Origin of the sequence: Actinoplanes italicus (assembly GCF_003001815.1) — a bacterium.
GTDB lineage: Bacteria > Actinomycetota > Actinomycetes > Mycobacteriales > Micromonosporaceae > Actinoplanes > Actinoplanes italicus.
In genome coordinates, this window is the sequence record NZ_PVMZ01000002.1 from 367,839 (window position 1) to 384,125 (window position 16,287).

Consider the following 16,287-nt stretch of genomic DNA (forward strand, 5'->3'; position numbering starts at 1 on the left):
GAACCTGTCGGTGGTCGCGCGTACAGTATCCGCCGTGACTGAAGAGTTGCCCGCCCGACGCCTGCTGCTGGTTCACGCGCACCCCGACGACGAGGTGATCGGCACCGGCGCGACCATGGCGCACTATGTCTCGTCCGGTGCCCACGTGACCCTGGTGACCTGCACCCTCGGTGAGGAGGGTGAGATCCACGTGCCGGCTCTGGAGCAGCTCGGCGCCGCGCACTCCGACCAGCTCGGCGGTTACCGCCTGGTGGAGTGGGAACGCGCCTGTGCCGCGCTGGGTGTCACCGACCACCGGATGCTCGGCGGCGTCGGCCGCTATCGCGACTCCGGCATGATGGGCCTGCCCACCAACGAGCACCCACGTGCGTTCTGGGGCGCCGATCTGGACGAGGCGGCCGCCCACCTGGTCGAGATCATGCGCGAGATCAAGCCACAGGTGATGATCACGTACGACGAGAACGGCTTCTACGGTCATCCCGACCACATCCAGGCCCACCGGGTCGCGATGCGCGCCGCGGAGCTGGCCGGCGAGGACGGCCCGTCCAAGATCTACTGGACGGCGATGCCGCTGTCCGTGCTGCTCGACGGCATGGAGGCGTTCCGCGATTCGGAGAGCAACCCGTTCGCCGAGGTGGAGAAGGTCGAGGACCTGCCGTTCGGCACGCCCGACGAGGCCATCGCGGCCCGCATCGACGGCACCGACCACTACGCCGAGAAGACCGCGGCGATGCGCGCCCACGCCACCCAGATTCCGGACAACTCCTGGCTGTACGGCATCGCCGGTGACTTCGGCGGCGAGTTCATGGGCGTGGAGTACTACACCCTCGTCAAGGGCGAGCGCGGCGTCGTGTCGGGCCCGTTCGACTGGGAGGACGACCTGTTCAGCGGCCTCGACGTGGCGGAGAGATGACCGGCCCGGAGGCGGCACCCGAGACCGCGCCGGTCCCCGTGCCCTGGCCCGCGACCGGCGGCCCGCAACGGGAGACGTCGACGGCGCTGGACGTCGTCATCCGGGCGGCCGGCGTCAGCATCTCGATCATCGCCACCGTGGTCACCGCGCTGCTCGAGCTGGAGCTGAGCTCGCTGCGGATCGGGGCGATCGGCGCGCTGCTGGACGGCCGCTCGCCGTACGAGGGGAGTGGCGCCGCGCTGCCGCTGGTCGTCCCGCTGACCATCGTGGCGAACTGGGGCATCGCCTGGTTCGCGGTGACCACGACCGGTCGTCGCTGGGCGGCCGGCCCGCCGTGGGCGCTCTGGACGCTGATCATGATGCTCGCCGCGAGCAGCCGGACGTCCGAGGGCGACTACCTGCTCGGCGGGGAGAACTGGGTGGCCCTCGTGACCATCCTGGCCGGGAGTCTGACCTTCGCGGTGTACGTGTACCAGCTGATCCTCAGTCCGTTGAAGAAAAACAGCGAACTCACAGGCAGTGTCTAGGAATCAACGCACACCATCCGCCAAGATGACCGGAGAAATTCACGGTGCTCTTCGGAGGAGAACGAGATGAGGCAGCAGCGCTGGTTCCGGATCGCGGTGCTGGCCGTCGCCCTGTTCCTGGTCAACGTGGTCGCCCGGCTGGTGATCAGGTTCAGCATCGACGACGCCGACAGCGGCACACAGGGACTGGCCTCGATCATCATGTTCGCGGTGATCGCGGTGGTCCTGGGCGTGCTCACCTTCATCCGCGCGCAGCGGGAGAAGCCGGGCGTCTGGCTGCCCGACATCGGGTTCGGCGCGCTCGGCGGCATGGCCCTGACCGTTCTGGTGGGACCGTTCGTCAGCGGCCACGGCCCGTTCGCGAACGGTGCGGGTGACTTCTTCGCGCAGGTCTGGCTCTACTCGGGCTGCGCGATCGCGGGCACGGTGGTCGGCTACTGGATCGCCGTCATGCTCGGTCGCGACTACCGCTCCAAGGCGTTGAAGGCGTACACCGAGGCCCGCAAGGTCCGTCCCCGCCGGGTCGTCGGCCGCTAGGACCCGTCCTGGTCCGGCGCCTGCCTGGTCAGGTAGGTGTGGTGGGTGCTGAACCCGAGCCGGCCGTACAACGCGACGGCCGGCGTGTTCCGTTCCTCCACCTGCAGGTAAGCCCGGCTCGCGCCGCGCTGCGTCGCCCACTGCGCGAGACCTCGTACGACATGCGCGCCCAGGCCGCGCCGGCGTGCCGCCGGAGCGGTCTGCACCAGCGACACGCCGAGCCAGCGATCCGGTCCGCTGACCGCGCCGCGCGCCACCGCGAGCAGTTCGCCGTCGCTGTCGCGCACGTGGGCGAACACGCGGTCCGGCACGCCGTTCAGGATGGTCCGGGCCGCCGCCGGCAGGCCGCCCTTGTGGTCGGCGACCATCGTGTACCAGTCGTCGCCACCGGAGTCGGCCAGATCGACCGGCGGCAGGTCGGTGCGGGCCGGAGCGGCCAGGATCGGGGCCAGCGAGGCGGTCTGCACCAGGGTGAGCGGGCGGCTCGTCCAGCCGCGCTCGTCGAGGGTCGCGTTCACCGGGGCGGCCAGCGGCATCGGCGCGTTGATCAGAGGTCGCTGGCCGCGTTCGCCGTACCACTTGACGACCGCGTCGATGGCCGCGTCGAGCGGGCGGTCCGGATCGCCGACGGCGAGCGCCGAGTTGGCCCGGCCGGTCCAGTTCTCCGCGGCACGCAGCAGCCAGCCGCCCAACCGGCCGCGGACCGGCGCCGGCCACGCCTCGTCGGCGGCGAGTTCGAGAGCGATCACGGCCGCCGCGCTGGGCCGTCGCGCCGGTGGGACCCGCTTGGCCCGGTGCACCTCCCGCAGCGGCACGCGGATGGTGCCCTTGTCGGTGGCGAGTGTGAGATCGGTCTCCGTGAGGTCCACGAGCTCACCGAGCGCATCCGTGAAGAGCGTGCGGTCCCCGGTTACGCCTACAATTCGCCGTACCACCACCCGGTGTCCCACATCCTGCTGTCGGAGCACGCATCACCTCCTTCGGCGGGAATACTAGGCTCTGCAATTCGTCGTCGGCTTCCGGCGTGGCTTTGAAGGGAAAGACCCGTGACCTACATCATCGCTGAGCCCTGCGTCGATGTTCTCGACAAGGCATGTATCGAGGAATGCCCGGTCGACTGCATCTATGAGGGCAACCGGATGCTCTACATCCACCCCGATGAGTGCGTCGACTGCGGGGCCTGTGAGCCGGTCTGCCCGGTGGAGGCGATCTTCTACGAGGACGACGTCCCGGAGCAGTGGAAGGACTACACGAACGCGAACTACGAGTTCTTCGAGGACCTCGGTTCGCCCGGCGGCGCCTCCAAGGTCGGCAAGATCGACAAGGACACGCCGTTCGTGCTCTCCCAGCCCCCGCGTGGGGACGCACACTGAGCGCCCTGTCGTCGGCACTGCCGGACTTCCCCTGGGACCTGCTGGAGCCGGCCAAGGCACTCGCGGCCGCCCACCCGGACGGCATCGTGGACCTGTCGATCGGCACCCCGGTCGACCCGGTCCCCGCGGCCGTCCGGCAGGCCCTCGCGGACGCCTCCGACTCGCCCGGCTACCCACTGACCGCCGGCACGCCGCGGCTGCGTGCCGCGATCGCCGGTTGGCTGGCGCGGGAGTGCCGGGCGAGCGGTGACCTCGGCGTGCTGCCGACGATCGGATCCAAGGAGCTGGTCGCCTGGCTGCCCACGCTGCTCGGCGTGCGCCCCGGCGACGTCGTCGTCATCCCGTCCGTCTGCTACCCGACGTACGAGGCGGGCGCGCGCCTGGCCGGCGCCGAGGTGATCCGGGCGGACTCGCTGACCGCGATCGGCCCCGACCCCCGGGTCAAGCTGATCTGGATCAACTCACCGTCCAATCCGACCGGCAAGGTGCTCCCGGCCGAGCACCTGCGCAAGGTCGTCGACTGGGGCCGCGAGCGCGGCGTCACCGTGGTCAGCGACGAGTGCTACGTGTCGCTCGGCTGGGAGACGACCCCGGTGTCGGTGCTCGCCGACGAGGTGACCGGTGGTGACTACACCGGCGTGCTGGCCGTGCACTCGCTCTCCAAGCGCTCCAACCTGGCCGGTTACCGTGCCGGGTTCGTCGGTGGCGACCCGGCCCTGATCGGCGAGCTGCTCACGGTGCGCAAACACGCCGGCATGATCGTCCCGGCTCCGGTGCAGGCCGCCATGGTGGCCGCGCTGACCGACGAGACGCACGTGGCCGAGCAGCGTGACCGCTATGCGGCCCGCCGCGAGATCCTGCGACCGGCGCTGCTCAAGGCCGGTTTCGAGATCAGCTGGTCGGAGGCGGGTCTCTACCTGTGGGCGACCCGCGACGAGGACTGCTGGGCCACCGTCGACCGGCTCGCCCGGCTCGGCATCCTCGCGGCTCCGGGCGCCTTCTACGGCCCGTCCGCCGCGAAACACGTACGAATCGCCCTGACCGCGACCGACGAGCGGGTGTCGGCCGCGGCCGAGCGCCTCGCCACTTTGTAGAGCTCGTCTCGCTGCAAGAAGGAGTGCCCGCCGTGGACCCCACGATCGTGACCGTCCACGGCGAGGCACGCCGTGACGTCCCACCGGAGCAGGCCGTCTTCTCGGTGACGGTCACCGCCAAGGACCGCGACAAGCCCTCCGTGGTCGCCCGCCTCACCAAGCGGGCCGCGGAGGTCAGCGAGATCCTTGACCGTTACGGCCCGGCCGTCGAGCGCCGGGAGACCGCCGGCCTGCACGTCTACCAGGAGTACCGCCGCCGCGGCGAGCGCAGCGCGATGCATTCGGGCTCCCTCACCACCACCGTGACGGTCCGCGACTTCGACTCGCTCGGCGAACTGCTCGCGCAACTCGCCTCCGGCGACTCCGTCCAGGTCTCCGGTCCCTGGTGGCGGCTTCGTCCGGGCAGCCGGGCCGGAGCCGATGTACGCCGTGAGGCCGTCACCGACGCCCTGGACCGGGCCCGGGAGTACGCCGCCGCGGTCGGTTCCGAGCTGGACCGCATCGTCGAGATCTCGGACGCCGACGCCGCCGGTGGCGGGTACTCGATGGCGATGCGGGTCGGCGCCGCCGGAGCGGGCGCCGAGGGTGACGACAGCGCGGCCTTCGAGCTCGACCCGCGTCAGCAGACGGTCGAGGCCAAGGTCCTGCTGCGGGTCACCATCACGGATCCGACGGTCCTGCGAGCCTGATCCGCCGAAAACGCCGCCGGGCGGCCGGGTGGTCGGCAAGACTCGGCAGCATGCGCAAGGGCCTCGGGCACCTGCTGCTGCGGGTGGCGAACGTGAATCCCCGGAGTGTGGCGACGCACTCGGACCGCGTTCTTTATCGATCGATCGGCGTCTTCATCCTGCTCTACTTCGTCTACGCGACGGTGGGCGGGGCCGCGTTCATCGACGCCAGTTCCGGCTACACCCATCCCTGGTATCAGTGGCTGGTCGGGCCGCTGGTGGCGGTCGGTGTGGTCGCCTACGACCGGGCCGTGGTGGGCCGGGTGACCATCAGCTACGAACGGCTGGAGTCGTCCGATCCGCGGCATCTGCTGCGCCCGCCCACGCTCGGCCTGTACCTGGGCCGGCTCAGCCTGGCGCTGCTGTTCGCGATCGTCATCACCGAACCGCTGATGCTGGCCCGGTACCGCGGCGAGATCGACGCCCACCTGGCCCGGGTGCACAGCGAGCAGCTCAGTGAACTCGACTCGGGTGGTGCGGTCGCCGGATACACCGCCCGCCTCGCGGAACTGCGCGACGAGACGGCCGCCGACGACTCCGCGGTCCGCCGCCTCGTCGACGAGGCCGCCCGCAAACGCGAGGACTCCCGCCTGACGTACCGGCAGGCCCTCGACGACTCGGCCGGCCGCGGTGTAACCCGCAGTCCCGGATGCCCCCGCGGCGGCTACTGCCATCAGCTGGTACGCCGCTCGCGCTCCCTCGACGACCAGGCCGGACGGCTCGAGAAGCAGGCCGCCGCCCTGCAACGCGACCAGCGGGAGGCGCGTGCCGCCCGGGCCGGCGAACAGTCACGGCTCGCCGAGCGGATCAGCGACGAACGCGCCGACAACGCCGAGGTGGTCCGTGGAGACTCCGGCTTCGGTGCCCGTACCGCCGCGATGTGGCATTTGATCCGCACCGACTTCTGGGGTGTCGGCGTCTTCTACCTCGGTATCGCGCTGCTGCTGGTGGCCCTGGACTGTGCGGCCATCGCCCTCAAGCTCGTGTCCCGCGGCAACGCCTACGAGCGGGCCGAGGCCCGGATCGCCCGGCTCCGCGAGCACGAGGCCTCCCTCATGCACGAGCGTGAGATCCACGACGCCCGCACCTACGGAGAGGCCACCGCCAAGGTCATCGCCGACGGCATCGAGGCGGCCAGCCACGACGGAGGCCTGGCCCGGGCCGCCACCGACCGGGCCAGGCACGTCCTGCACGACGCCGTCGTCGTCGACCCGGCGCGGATCGAGCGTCCGATCCCGCGCCACCGCATCAACGCCTGATCCTTCACGGCCGCGAGGCCTGGGCCCGCACCGGAACGGTGAACGTAGCCCCCTGACACGCGGCCGATCCACCGGCCCGCATCGTCAGAGCGCCGTTCAGGATGAACGCCCCCACCGTGTTCCGCGGCACCTCCCACGACACCGGGAACTCGCTCCGGGTGAACTCCACCCGGGGCTCGACACAGCCGGCCTCCCGATGCACCTCGTCGGCGATCACCGGCCCCGGGCCGGGAACGATCGAGGTCAGTTGTACGGAAGCCGCGTGCTGGTTGGTGACGGTGATTGTCAGGTTCCCGGTGGAGCCCGGCCGCAGCGGCCGCCCGGGATCCGAGATGGCGGTCAGGGTGACCTCCACCCGGGAGCCCGCCGCCCACTCGTCCTGAGGTTCCGGGCTGTTGAACCGCCAGTACGCCCAGGCCGCCCCCGCATTGGCCAGCAACGCCGCCACCGCCGCCGCGCCGAGGATCATCCGGGCCCGCCGGTCGAACCGGCGCCGCGGCCCGGGCTGCCGCACCTCCCAGGTCGGCTCCTCATGGTCGGCGGTGTCGAGCTCGAGATGCGACGCCATGCGGCCGTCGCTCTCGGTGAAACCGGGTAGGGTGTCGCGCCGATTCACGAAGCGACCTGGGTCGGGGCCGCCGCGCGGGTTTCGCTCAGGTCGGGCATGCGGCTCGTTCCTCCTCGGAGGCCGGTGGGAAAGATGCCGGGTTCGGCGCTCATATAACGTTCCCCGACGCAGATGTCCGATGTGATCGGTTTTCCGTCCGCCCTTCCAGCGCATAAATCGGACAGGTCTGCCGATACGGCTTACCCCTGCGGGGTGACGCGATCGACCGTACGGCCACGCGGCGCGGATGATCCCTGCCCGCCTGTAACCGGTTAACCCAGCCCCGACGCCCAACGGTCGCCGTCGCACACCCGTCCGGTTCCCGCGACCCTCATCCGGAGGTGCCGCCCCCACAGACGGCTACCGGCTGTATCGCATCGCTGCCGAGATCGTTCGAGCCCTCGGCGCAGCCGCGCCGAGGGCTCGAACAGATCTCGTCTTATTTCTCGGCCGGTGGCTCCGGCGCCTCGCCGCTGCTGGACTCGAACGGCTGTGGCGGAGGACCATCCGACTTCACCGGCTCTGGGGTCGTCGTCTCCGGTTGCTTTTCCGGCGCCTTCGTGCCGTCGGAGGCAGGGGACTTCATGGCCGCCGGCCTGGAACTCGACACGACCGTGGCCGGGCTGCGACTCGAACCCGAAGTCGGCGATGCGGTCGCCGAATCGCCAGGGGTCGCCGACCGGGCCACGGGAGCCACCGGGAAGGCTAGGTTGTGGCTTTTCCCGCTGGCTGCCCCGATCCATTCCTGGAACTTCGGCCTGATCGTCCAGTTCCATGTGCCGCCTGCCAGTTCGGCGCCGGTGAAGGTCACCGACTCGGTCGCGTTCCCGGACGCGACGACGGTTCGTGCGATGTCCGGCTTGGTGGAGGCGCCGGTGTGATGCGCCGTGACCACATAACGATCCATGAGAGATCCCGGCGCGATCTCCTGAGCCGGCCACACGACCACGGCCTGCCCGCTCTGCTTCGCCACGCTCGGCTTGACTCCACGAGGCATCGCTGCGACTCCGGCGGCGAGGGTGGCCTTGTTGTCGGGCAGGATCCATCCGCCCGCGTAGGCGAGAACTGTCCCACCCGTGCCCATGGCGATGACCACGGCGACCATCAGTAGGAACTTCGCGGAGCGCCTCATCGGTTCGTCCGGAGGCCGACACCGTAGATGGTGACAGTGAAGTCTGTTCCGGCGCAGTTGATGGATGCGCCCATCGGCATCGTGATCGGGATCGCTCCCGGCAATTCGGTGCGCCCGGCCGGATGCACGGTGACCGGCAGTCCGCCGCTGTAAGCACCGACTTGGAGGTTCGCGGGCATGGTCGGGCAGTCGTGTCGCGACGAGGAGGACACTTCGGCGGTCACCTGCTCCAACCTCAGGCGCTGGTCGAGCGGGTTCTCCACGGTGATCTTCATGTGCCGTGTCGAGCCGGGGTAGAGGTTCCGGACCGGCTTGCCTCTCAGTTCGAAGTGGACCTCGCCGCTTTGCCGGCCTTCGGATCGGCTGACCATCACCAAGGTGTCCTCGTCCGCGAAGGGGGAAACGACGGTGAGGGTGGCGACGGCACCGCTGAGCACTACCGCTGTCATGACCGCGATCCACCGGTTCTTCGGCATGGCCCTTCCTGATGTGTGTCGATGGAGTGGGGGCGCACCCATTGCCCCCACTCCGAGCGGTGGATCAGGCCTCTGGGAGGCTCTCGGCGGTGAACGAGTAGTTGATCTTGATCGTCTTACCCGCGCATGCCTGCGGGATGCTGCCGATGGTCACGTCACCGGGTACGGGCTTCTCCTCACCGGCGAGGAGGGTTGGCGTGCCGGGGAAGGTGGTGGTGAACATGCCAGCGTCCTTCATGGCGGCAGCGCAGGTGTCGGCGTCGGCTCCAGCCGGAGTAGCGGTCGCGGAGTCCACCTGAATCTGGCCGGTGAGCTGGACGCCGAATTCGTTCGGGTTCTTGATCGTGGAGTCCAGCGGCGACTTCGACCCGGGGTAGAGGTTCTCGGTGAAGGTGGTCGTCGCGGTCAGCTTTTTGACCTGCGCCGCCTTGGCGTTCGCCTTGCCCTCGCCGTCGATGCTCCAGCCGTTGATTGCGGCCCAGGCGGCACCGCCGCTGATGGTGAGAGCGGCGACGCCGGCGATGACTGCGGTGCGCTTGGTGAACTTGCCCATGGAAATGTTCCTCCTGGAACGTGGTAAGCGTGCGGTAACCCCGCGTTAGTCGGTCGCGACTGAAACGGGGATCGCGTCGTTAATCGGATGTCCGCCGGGGCCACAAGGCCACCCGGCGCTGCGACAAAGATGACCGACTCGTCCTGACTCGACGATCGTCCGCAAGGGCTGGCTAGTGCGTGCTGATCGGAGCCGCAGCGCGCCCGTCCCGGCTACCCCGCAGGGGTGAGGCCGCCCCGCAGGTCGATCCGTGGCGGCCGTCGGAAAGATCGACGAAAAGCGCCCGACCAGCGAAGCAGCCGCAGTGCACCGCCGTCGCCGGAGGGCAAGCCTGAGTCGCGTTCGGATTGCCGGAAAGGCCCGGATCCGACCTTCCGCGATGCTTGAAACGTGAAGCAACGCCACCGTTTCGTCGTGAAGCGGAGTGAAAACGGAAAAGGGCTCGGAACTATTTGTTGTCCCGGTACCCGGAAGGATTAGGCCGCCTGGCAGCGGCCATCCCCTGAAAGAAGCTTGCGCCTTATGCCTCTGTCGGCCGCTCGGCCCGGACGAGGAATCGGTGAGAGCGCACCGTGAACCCGCCCCGAGCCCGGATGGTCGCCGACAGGCGGGCGAGCTCACGTTCGTACCGCAGGGGGGTGAAGTCTCTGATCTGCCAGGGCACCGATCGCAGCTGGCGGACCACCGCGGCGATGTCGTGGAAGGACAGGAGCGGGTGCTCCTCGCGCACGTCGGTGACCCGCAACCCGGCCGCCCTCAGGGCCGCCGCCGCCACCTCGGCGTCCCACCTGCGCGGATGCGGGGGTGGGGCGCCGAGGGCGGTGTTCAGCTCGGCCATGTCGTCGCTGCCGACCTGCTGGGTGAGCAGCGTGCCGCCGGGCTTGAGCAGCCGGGCGATGTCGGTGGCCGGGAGCCGTCCGTGCCGGCTCAGGACCAGGTCGAACGCGTTCTCCTCGGAGGGCAGCTCGGTCTGCACGGCGACGCCGAACGGGGCGAGCCGCTCGCGGGCGGCCGGAGTGTTGCGTGCCCAGGTCTCCACCGCGACGGTGTGCGGAGGGAGCGGGGCCAGCTCGGCGAGCAGCTCACCGCCGCCGGTGTCGAGGTCGAGGACGCTGGCGGAGCGGCGCAGCAGGACGCGGGCCTGGTCAAGGTACGACCAGGACGGCTCGGACGCCACGGCCAGGCCGTCCAGCCAGGCGAATTCCCACCCGGTCATGGAGGCGCCGGTAGCCGCGGCGTCGAGTTCCTTCTCCTGCCGGTTGCTGCGCACGCCTGCGAAAGTAACCGGGCGAGGTCTCCACCAGCGACTCGATCCCACGGCCTTTCCAGGACCGGTGCCGGACTGTGGCTGAACGGTTACCAAGCTCTCAATGGCGGACCGGCATGAGTAGCGAGAAACGGGATTCGGCGCCTACCGCGCGCACGATCAACGGCTTCACCGGGCCGTCGAGTTCCAGCTCCAGCTGTCCGGCGGCGCCCGCGTCGAGGGCCTGGAGCAGGAACTCCCGGTTGACCGCGACGTGCGAGTCGGTGTCGGCGGCCCATTCAGCGGCTCCGGCGAAACGGAGGCCGCCCTCGGTGTCGAGGGCGAGCACCGTGACCGGGTAGGGACGGCCCTCGTGCTCCCGGTCGATCACCGGGGCGCCTGCGAGCAGTTCGCGCAGTTCGGCCACGTCGACGGTGACGGCGGGGGAGGCCGGGGGCAGCAGCCGGCGGTAGTCGGGGAAGTCCATGTCGATCGGCTCGCCCTCGACGGTCCGGTCGCCGGCGCGGGCGGTCACCAGTTCGGCGGTCAGGTCGATGGTGATCGCGCCGGTACGGATGTCGTGCAGTTGCTCGGCGAGACCGTACGGCAGGAACAGCCGGGCGGCCGAGCCCTCCACGGTGGCGGGTGCGGTGGCGACGGCGAGCCGGAACCGGTCGGTCGCGACCAGCGTGACGGCGTCGTCGCCGGTTTCGAACAGCACTCCGGCCGGGATCGGGTCGGCGGACCCGGCGGCGGCGAACAGCACGGCGCCGAGGGCAGCTGACAGGTCGGCGGCGGACAGGGTGATACGGGTCATCAGGTTCTCCTCCAGGTCGAGCAGGGTGTGCAGGCGGAGGAGCTCACGTCTGGCATCGGCGAGACCCGACTCCAGCCGAACGAGATGGGCGTCCAGCTTCACCCGTACCGAAGCAGGGTCTTGAAGAAGGTCTTGGACCGCCCCGGCGATCTCGGCGACCGGCATCCCCACCCGCCGTAGCCCGGCGATGAGCCGGGCCGCTCTGATCTGCTCGGCGGTGTACCGGCGATAGCCGGTCGACGGGTCCACCGCGGCCGGGACGAGCACGCCCGCGCTGTCGTAGAACCGCAGCGCGCTGATGCTCAACCCGCTGGCCCGGGCCACCTCGCCGATGCCTCGCATGTCGCTCTCCACGTCCCGGAACTCTGGTGTCTCGACCTTCTCGAGAGTCAAGCTTGCACGATCAGGGTGATGCCGAGACCGGCCATGACCAGCGCGATCGATCCGTCGAGCACCCGCCAGGCGGACGGCCGGGCCAGTAGTGGGGCGAGCCGGCGCGCGCCGACGCCGAGCGAGACGAACCAGGTCAGGCTGGCGGCCGCCGCGCCCAGACCGAAGGCCCAGCGGTCGGCGTGCTGCTGTGCGACCGAGCCGAGCAGCAGAACGGTGTCCAGATAGACGTGCGGGTTGAGGTATGTCAGGGCGAGGCACGTGAGCAGCGTCGCGCGCAAAGTCGCGGGCGCCTTCGACGCCGGGTCGAGGGCCTCCGGACGCAGTGCGCGACGGGCGGCCAGGACCGCGTAACCGAGCAGGAAGATCGCGCCGGACCAGCGGATCACGGTGATCAGCGCGGGCTGAGCGGTGAGGACGGCACCGAGGCCGGCGATGCCCGCGGAGATCAGGGCGAGATCGGAAAGAGCACAGGTCAAGACCACCGGGAGTACGTGTTCCCGACGCAATCCCTGGCGCAGGACGAACGCGTTCTGGGCCCCGATGGCGATGATCAGCACAGCGGACGCGACGAACCCGGCGATGGCGGAGGAGAGCATGCCCCGACGCTACGGCCGGCTCTGACATCACTCCAGCTAATCATTCTGACGATGGATTAGCGTTGCTTAACGTGGACCAGGTGCAGTTGACTACTTTCCAGGCCGTCGTCGAGCAGGGCAGCTTCGAGGCCGCGGCGCGTGCGCTGCACGTCACACCGTCCGCCGTCAGTCAGCGGATCAAGGCGCTCGAGCAGACCGTCGGCCAGGTGCTGATCCGGCGGGCGAAACCGTGCACGGCCACCACGGCCGGCCAGGGACTGCTCCGCTTCGCCAATCAGGTGGCACTCCTGGAGCGGGAGTTCCTGGGCGCCGACAGCGTCCGCATCTCGGTGGTCGTCAACGCGGACTCGCTGGACAGCTGGTTCCTGCGGGTGCTGACGGACGTGCCCGGGGTGCTCTTCGAGATCCACACCGACGACCAGGAGCACACCACCGAGCTGCTGCGATCGGGCACCGCGATGGCGGCGGTCACCTCCGAGCACGTGCCGGTGCAGGGCTGCCGGGTGGAGAAGCTGGGCGTCATGCGTTACCTCGGCGTGGCCGCACCAGGTCTCGACGCGGCGGCGCCGATGCTGGTCTACAACCGCAAGGACCGGCTGCAGCACCGATTCCTCGGTCTGACCCAGGACCCGCCGATCCACTACCTGCCGGCCACGTCCGCCTTCAACCGGGCTCTGCTCATGGGTCTCGGCTGGGGCATGCTCTTCGAGCACGAGGCCCGGCCGCACCTGGACGCCGGCCGTCTCGTCGAGATCCGCCCCGGCCGTCACCTGGACGTGCCGCTGTACTGGCAGTGCTGGCGGCTCTCCTCACCGGCCCTGGACGCACTGACGGCCGCCGTTCGCACGGCGGCCGCCCAGGTCTTGCGATAGAGATCAGTCGTTGGCGTGCAGCGCGCTGTTCAGCTCGATGCCGGTGCCCTTGCGCGACCTGGCCTCCAGAGCACCGGTGACCGAGTTACGCCAGAACAGGAGATTGTTCACACCGGAGAGCTCGATGGCCTTCACCACACGGCCGTCGGTCAGCGTGATCTTGGAGGCCGCGGTGATGTACGTGCCGGCCTCGATCACGCAGTCGTCGCCGAGCGAGATGCCGACGCCCGCGTTCGCGCCGAGCAGGCTGCGCTCACCGATCCGCACCTTGTCCTTGCCGCCGCCGGAGAGCGTGCCCATGATCGACGAACCGCCGCCGATGTCCGAGCCGTCGCCGACCACCACACCCTGCACGATCCGGCCCTCGACCATCGAGGTGCCGAGCGTGCCGGCGTTGAAGTTGACGAACCCCTCGTGCATGACGGTGGTGCCGGAGGCCAGGTACGCGCCGAGGCGGACCCGGTCGGCGTCGGCGATCCGCACCCCGGACGGCACCACGTAATCGGTCATGCGGGGGAACTTGTCCACGCCGTAGACGGCCAGCTGCCGGCCCGCCGCGCGCTCCAGGAAGCGCAGCTCGTCGACCCGCTCCGGCGGGCACGGGCCGGCCGACGTCCACGCCACGTTCGCCAGTCTGCCGAAGATGCCGTCCAGGTTCAGCTCGTTCGGCCGGACCAGCCGGTGCGACAGCAGGTGCAGGCGCAGGTACGCGTCGGACGCGTCGGCGATCGGGTCGGCCAGAGACTTGACCACCACCCGTACCTCGACGGTGCTCAGTCCGGGCAGCAGCTTCGGGCCGGCCTGTCCGGCGGGGAGCACCGGAGCGTCGGCGGGCTCATCGCCCAGGCCCAGGTATCCGGCCGGGAACCAGGTGTCGAGCACCTGTCCCTCGGCGGTCACGGTGGCGAGGCCGATGCCCCAGGCGGGCGAAGTCGAGATCGCGGTTTCCACGGTCCGAACCCTACCGGGACCCCGGTATGGTGCGCTCATGGCCAACCCGCTTACCCCGGACGTGCTGCTCGACCCGGTGGTGCTCACCCGTGCCCTGGTCGACATCGAGTCCGTGTCCCGCGACGAGAAGGCGATCGCCGACTGCGTCGAGGACGTTCTGTCGAAGGCCGGTCACCTGAGTGTCCGCCGCCTGGGCAACACGGTGATGGCCCGTACCCGGCTGGGCCGCGAACAGCGGGTGATCCTCGCCGGGCACCTCGACACCGTCCCGGTGAACGGGAACCTGCCGTCCACCGTGGTCGACGACCTGATCTACGGCTGCGGCACCTCCGACATGAAGAGCGGGGTCGCGCTCGCCCTGCACCTGGCGGTCACCCTGCCCGACCCGCGCTACGACGTGACCTACCTGTTCTACGAGGCGGAGGAGATCGAGTCCGAGTTCAACGGGCTCAACCTGGTCGCCCAGGAGCACCCCAAGTGGCTGCGGGCCGACCTCGCGGTGCTGCTCGAGCCGACGTTCGGCGCGGTCGAGGCCGGCTGTCAGGGCACCGTGCACGCGCTCGTGCGCACGACGGGCCGGCGGGCGCACACCGCCCGGTCCTGGCGCGGGACCAACGCCATCCATGCCGTCGGTGAGGTGCTGCGCCGGCTGGACGACTACCGCGCGCGGACCGTCACGATCGACGGCTGTACGTACCGGGAGGGTCTGAGCGCCGTCCGGATCGCCGGGGGCGTCGCCGGCAACGTGGTGCCCGACGCCTGCGAGGTCGAGGTCAACCTGCGCTTCGCACCGGACCGCTCGGAGAAGGACGCCGCCGAGCACCTGCGCAAGGTGTTCGACGGTTTCGACCTGGAGATCACCGACTCGGCTCCGGGCGCCATGCCCGGCCTCGACGCCGCACCGGCCGCCGAGTTCCTCACCACCATCGGTGTCGAGCCGGCCGCCAAGCTCGGCTGGACCGACGTGGCCCGGTTCGCGGCGCTGGGCATCCCGGCGCTCAATTACGGCCCGGGTGACCCGTCCCTCGCGCACGCTCCCGACGAACACGTCGAGATCGGCAAGATCCGCGACGGCGCGGCCACCCTGTACCGGTGGCTCGCGCCCTAGTACTCAACTGTCACCCGGCCCACCGCGCGCTGCGGTGGCGGGATCTCCATGGTCGCCTCCGGATCCACGGCGGGCTCGGAGTCGCGAGCGGCGAAGGCGGCTCGCCGTTCCTCCAGCACGAGGCGGATCCGGCGCTGCATCCGGAGGCGGTCGTTTCGATTGGTCACGGTGGTCGCTCCTTCGCCGGGAGCCCGGTGATGCCAGGTCGGTAACTGTACAGACGCGTCAGAGCTACTGTCGGTTGCTTCAATCTGGCAAAAAGGTCTGCGGGTCGCAATCCTCTTACCGAAACGCAGCCGGTTATTCACCGGGTACTGGCCGTCCGCACTACCTTTGTGGCATGACGGAGAGCACCAACGGGCGACAGCCGGGGCCGGAGCGTCATCGTGGAGCCGTCACGTTGCGCCGTGACGCGATCCCCCCGAGCACGGCTGATCAGAAGCTTCTCGACTCGCATCACCGTGACGACTGGAAGACCAAGGACGCCTGGCGGGCGCTGCGCATCCTCTCCGAGTTCGTCGAGGGGTTCGACACGCTCGCCGACCTGCCGAGGGCCGTCAGTGTCTTCGGATCGGCCCGCAGCGCGCCCGACAGTTTCGAGTGCGAGCTGGCGGAGAGTCTCGGCGCGGCCCTCGCCGAGGCCGGCTACGCGGTGATCACCGGCGGTGGGCCCGGCGTCATGGAGGCCGCCAACAAGGGCGCCACCGACGCGGGCGGCGTCTCCGTCGGCCTCGGCATCGAGCTGCCCTTCGAGCAGGGTCTCAACGCCTGGGTCGACATCGGCATCGACTTCCGCTACTTCTTCGTACGCAAGACCATGTTCGTGAAGTATGCCCAGGCCTTCGTGGTCCTGCCCGGCGGCTTCGGCACGCTCGACGAGCTGTTCGAGGCGATCACCCTGGTCCAGACGAAGAAGGTCACCAGATTCCCGGTCATCCTGATGGGCACCGAATATTGGGGCGGACTTCTCGACTGGATGAAGCGCCGGATGCTCGACGACGGCAAGATCAGCACCATGGATCTCGATCTCATCCAGGTCACCGACGACGTCGCCGAGGCCGTCCGGATCATCACGGACGCCGACCCCGCACAGGGGCAGCGCTGA

Annotated in this window: 20 protein-coding genes; 11 read left to right on the forward strand and 9 right to left on the reverse strand. The window is 69.8% G+C overall.

Translation table 11 applies throughout. The annotated features are described in order from the left end of the window. Positions 1-34 precede the first annotated feature (34 nt). The 3 genes from mshB (at position 35) to CLV67_RS05705 (ending at position 1,977) form a co-directional block, all read left to right on the forward strand. Entirely contained in the window at positions 35-913 is an 879-nt protein-coding gene (mshB, locus tag CLV67_RS05695) for an N-acetyl-1-D-myo-inositol-2-amino-2-deoxy-alpha-D-glucopyranoside deacetylase (RefSeq protein ID WP_203736870.1), read from the forward strand. Beyond that, complete coding sequence (locus tag CLV67_RS05700) at positions 910-1,440, forward strand: hypothetical protein (protein ID WP_239166016.1); 531 nt, start codon at positions 910-912, stop codon at positions 1,438-1,440. Before mshB ends, CLV67_RS05700 begins: the two co-directional genes overlap by 4 nt. Positions 1,441-1,506: 66 nt before the next feature. Continuing rightward, complete coding sequence (locus CLV67_RS05705; RefSeq protein WP_106316081.1) at positions 1,507-1,977, forward strand: hypothetical protein; 471 nt, start codon at positions 1,507-1,509, stop codon at positions 1,975-1,977. Here the strand turns inward: CLV67_RS05705 and CLV67_RS05710 are convergent. Continuing rightward, positions 1,974-2,945, reverse strand: a complete 972-nt coding sequence (locus tag CLV67_RS05710; protein WP_106316082.1) for a GNAT family N-acetyltransferase — start codon at positions 2,943-2,945, stop codon at positions 1,974-1,976. The genes CLV67_RS05705 and CLV67_RS05710 overlap by 4 nt on opposite strands. A gap of 78 nt (positions 2,946-3,023) precedes the next feature. Here CLV67_RS05710 and fdxA point away from each other — a divergent pair, with 78 nt between their 5' ends. From fdxA to CLV67_RS05730, 4 genes are read left to right on the forward strand one after another with little or no spacing between them, the layout of a single operon-like run. After that, positions 3,024-3,350, forward strand: coding sequence for a ferredoxin (gene fdxA, locus CLV67_RS53140; protein WP_106316083.1), 327 nt, complete (start codon positions 3,024-3,026; stop codon positions 3,348-3,350). Further along, positions 3,347-4,444, forward strand: coding sequence for a succinyldiaminopimelate transaminase (gene dapC / locus CLV67_RS05720; RefSeq protein ID WP_239166023.1), 1,098 nt, complete (start codon positions 3,347-3,349; stop codon positions 4,442-4,444). Before fdxA ends, dapC begins: the two co-directional genes overlap by 4 nt. 32 nt (positions 4,445-4,476) lie before the next feature. Further along, entirely contained in the window at positions 4,477-5,133 is a 657-nt protein-coding gene (locus tag CLV67_RS05725) for an SIMPL domain-containing protein (RefSeq protein WP_106316085.1), read from the forward strand. Positions 5,134-5,183: 50 nt separating this feature from the next. Then, positions 5,184-6,431: a DUF4407 domain-containing protein gene (locus CLV67_RS05730; protein ID WP_106316086.1), complete on the forward strand. Its 1,248-nt coding sequence runs from the start codon at positions 5,184-5,186 to the stop codon at positions 6,429-6,431. Positions 6,432-6,435: 4 nt separating this feature from the next. Here CLV67_RS05730 and CLV67_RS05735 read toward each other — a convergent pair whose 3' ends face one another. Next, positions 6,436-6,999, reverse strand: coding sequence for a hypothetical protein (locus CLV67_RS05735; RefSeq protein ID WP_106316448.1), 564 nt, complete (start codon positions 6,997-6,999; stop codon positions 6,436-6,438). A 623-nt stretch (positions 7,000-7,622) separates the two neighbouring features. Here CLV67_RS05735 and CLV67_RS50940 point away from each other — a divergent pair. After that, complete coding sequence (locus tag CLV67_RS50940) at positions 7,623-7,919, forward strand: hypothetical protein (RefSeq protein WP_146168992.1); 297 nt, start codon at positions 7,623-7,625, stop codon at positions 7,917-7,919. A 247-nt stretch (positions 7,920-8,166) separates the two neighbouring features. On the opposite strand, the gene CLV67_RS05745 is transcribed toward CLV67_RS50940, so the two are convergent. From CLV67_RS05745 to CLV67_RS05765, 5 genes are all read right to left on the reverse strand, one after another. Then, positions 8,167-8,646, reverse strand: coding sequence for a hypothetical protein (locus CLV67_RS05745; protein ID WP_106316088.1), 480 nt, complete (start codon positions 8,644-8,646; stop codon positions 8,167-8,169). A 64-nt stretch (positions 8,647-8,710) separates the two neighbouring features. Then, positions 8,711-9,199: a hypothetical protein gene (locus tag CLV67_RS05750; RefSeq protein WP_106316089.1), complete on the reverse strand. Its 489-nt coding sequence runs from the start codon at positions 9,197-9,199 to the stop codon at positions 8,711-8,713. Between the two features lie 520 nt (positions 9,200-9,719). Continuing rightward, positions 9,720-10,469 carry a class I SAM-dependent methyltransferase gene (locus CLV67_RS05755; protein WP_106316090.1) on the reverse strand — a complete coding sequence of 250 codons (750 nt, stop codon included), beginning with the start codon at positions 10,467-10,469 and terminating at the stop codon, positions 9,720-9,722. A gap of 97 nt (positions 10,470-10,566) precedes the next feature. Beyond that, entirely contained in the window at positions 10,567-11,604 is a 1,038-nt protein-coding gene (locus tag CLV67_RS05760) for a DNA polymerase III subunit beta family protein (protein WP_106316449.1), read from the reverse strand. A gap of 47 nt (positions 11,605-11,651) precedes the next feature. Further along, entirely contained in the window at positions 11,652-12,251 is a 600-nt protein-coding gene (locus CLV67_RS05765; protein WP_106316091.1) for a LysE/ArgO family amino acid transporter, read from the reverse strand. Between the two features lie 71 nt (positions 12,252-12,322). On the opposite strand from CLV67_RS05765, the gene CLV67_RS05770 reads away from it, so the two are divergent. Next, complete coding sequence (locus CLV67_RS05770) at positions 12,323-13,123, forward strand: LysR family transcriptional regulator ArgP (RefSeq protein WP_106316092.1); 801 nt, start codon at positions 12,323-12,325, stop codon at positions 13,121-13,123. A gap of 3 nt (positions 13,124-13,126) precedes the next feature. Here the strand turns inward: CLV67_RS05770 and dapD are convergent, their stop codons facing one another. After that, complete coding sequence (gene dapD, locus CLV67_RS05775; protein ID WP_239166014.1) at positions 13,127-14,113, reverse strand: 2,3,4,5-tetrahydropyridine-2,6-dicarboxylate N-succinyltransferase; 987 nt, start codon at positions 14,111-14,113, stop codon at positions 13,127-13,129. Here dapD and dapE point away from each other — a divergent pair. Then, entirely contained in the window at positions 14,112-15,182 is a 1,071-nt protein-coding gene (dapE, locus tag CLV67_RS05780) for a succinyl-diaminopimelate desuccinylase (protein WP_106316093.1), read from the forward strand. The two genes, dapD and dapE, sit on opposite strands and share 2 nt — an antisense overlap. On the opposite strand, the gene CLV67_RS51690 is transcribed toward dapE, so the two are convergent. Next, the gene (locus tag CLV67_RS51690) at positions 15,179-15,349 is read right to left on the reverse strand and encodes a hypothetical protein (protein ID WP_170153743.1); all 171 of its coding nucleotides are present in this window, start codon (positions 15,347-15,349) and stop codon (positions 15,179-15,181) included. The two genes, dapE and CLV67_RS51690, sit on opposite strands and share 4 nt — an antisense overlap. Positions 15,350-15,522: 173 nt before the next feature. On the opposite strand from CLV67_RS51690, the gene CLV67_RS05785 reads away from it, so the two are divergent. Beyond that, complete coding sequence (locus CLV67_RS05785) at positions 15,523-16,287, forward strand: LOG family protein (RefSeq protein ID WP_106316094.1); 765 nt, start codon at positions 15,523-15,525, stop codon at positions 16,285-16,287.